At 40.9% G+C, this 1,704-nt stretch carries 2 protein-coding genes; both read left to right on the top strand.

The features are described 5' to 3' along the window. Positions 1–874 (top strand): efflux RND transporter periplasmic adaptor subunit (locus AC37HE_RS12410; RefSeq protein WP_500783162.1); only part of this gene is annotated, 874 nt, incomplete at its 5' end. Between the two features lie 147 nt (positions 875–1,021). Continuing rightward, the coding region (locus tag AC37HE_RS12415; protein ID WP_500783163.1) for a TolC family protein at positions 1,022–1,704 on the top strand (683 nt) is incomplete at its 3' end.

Here is a 1,704-nt window from a genome sequence, read left to right on the forward strand (position 1 = left end):
AGATCAGGTGATTGCCCGCATTAAGATTATTCCTGATATGGTAACGCTGAATTCTGCTGAATCGCGTCTGAACCGGGCAAAAATCAATATGGAAGATGCGAAGATCGACTTTGACCGGCAACAAAAATTGTTCGACGACCAGGTGATTTCATACCAGAATTATATGAGCTCAAAAGTGGCTTATGATTCGGCTAAAGAAGAACTTTCCGCAGCTGAGAATAACCTGGAACTGGTGAAAAACGGTGTGTTGAAAAAAGCCGAAACAGCCTCAAATACCTTAGTTCGTTCAACCATTAACGGTATGATTCTCGATGTTCCTATTAAAGTCGGAAACTCGGTCATTCAGTCGAATACCTTTAACGATGGAACGACGATTGCTATGGTTGCCAACATGCAGGATATGATTTTTGAAGGTAAGGTTGATGAAACCGAAGTTGGCAAGATTAAAGTTGGAATGCCCATCGAACTGGAGATTGGCGCAATTGAAAAGGATAAGTTTGCAGCAACCCTTAAATATATTTCCCCGAAAGGAGTGGAAGAAAACGGGGCTATCCAGTTTGAAATCAAGGCTGATGTTCAGCTGAAGGACAACCAGTTTATACGAGCCGGTTATAGTGCTAATGCCAATATTGTGCTCGAGCGCAAGGACAGTGTAATGGTAATTCCCGAAGGGATGTTGAAATTTGAGAACGACTCGGCTTATGTGGAAGTTCTAACGAATGCCGCGGAGAACCTTTACGAAAAGCGCAAGGTTAAAACAGGCCTTTCTGATGGTATCAACATTGAAATTGTTGAGGGGCTGACGAAAGATGATAAGGTAAAAGGTGAAAAAATAGACCCTAAAAAACTAGCAGAAAAACAGAATCAAGGCTAACAGACAATAATTGATTAACCATTGATTGTTCTTTCCAGGTATTTATCCTTTAAAATGAAGTAGGGGGAAATGTCTTTGGGGTGGACTAATAACAAACTGTCCAATTCAGATTAATCGTTAACTTAGCGCATCATAAATAAATTCATTATGAAGTTTATCAAATTTGTAATCATAGCAGTTGTTTTGCTATCAGCTCCTTCGTTGAAGGCGCAGGAAAGCTGGGGTCTGCAAAAGTGCATTGATTACGCCCTTGAAAATAATATTCAAGTCAAACAACAAAAAATTAATGCCGACTATTACGGAAATGAACTGAAGCAATCTAAATACAACCGATTGCCAAGCTTGTCGGGGAGTTTGTCGAATAGCTACAGCTTTAAAAATTCGCAAAACACAAGTGGTCTTTATCAGGCAGGGAATATCAATACCGTAAGTGGTAGCGTTAATGCAAACCTTACGTTATGGAATGGATTCCAGTTAAATAATAGTGTATCGAAAGCGGATTATACTTTTCAGGCTCGGTTGCAGGATCTTCAAAAAGCCAAGGATGATCTGACGCTCAATATTGCAGCTGCTTATCTTCAGATATTGCTGGATGATGAGTTGATTCAGGTGGCTAAAGATCAGATTGGAGTAACTCAGCAACAAGTTGAGCGGACCAAGAAACTGGTTAGCGCCGGAAGCCTGGCCAAAGGAAGCTTGTTGGAGATTGAAGCTCAATTGGCGAACGAGGAAGTTAACCAGGTAGAAGCAGAGAGCAGTCAGCAATTGGCTTATCTCAATTTATACCAGATGCTGGAGCTGCCTGCAACCGAAAGCTTCAAGATTGAAAA

It is taken from the genome of Mangrovibacterium sp. (assembly GCF_059905295.1).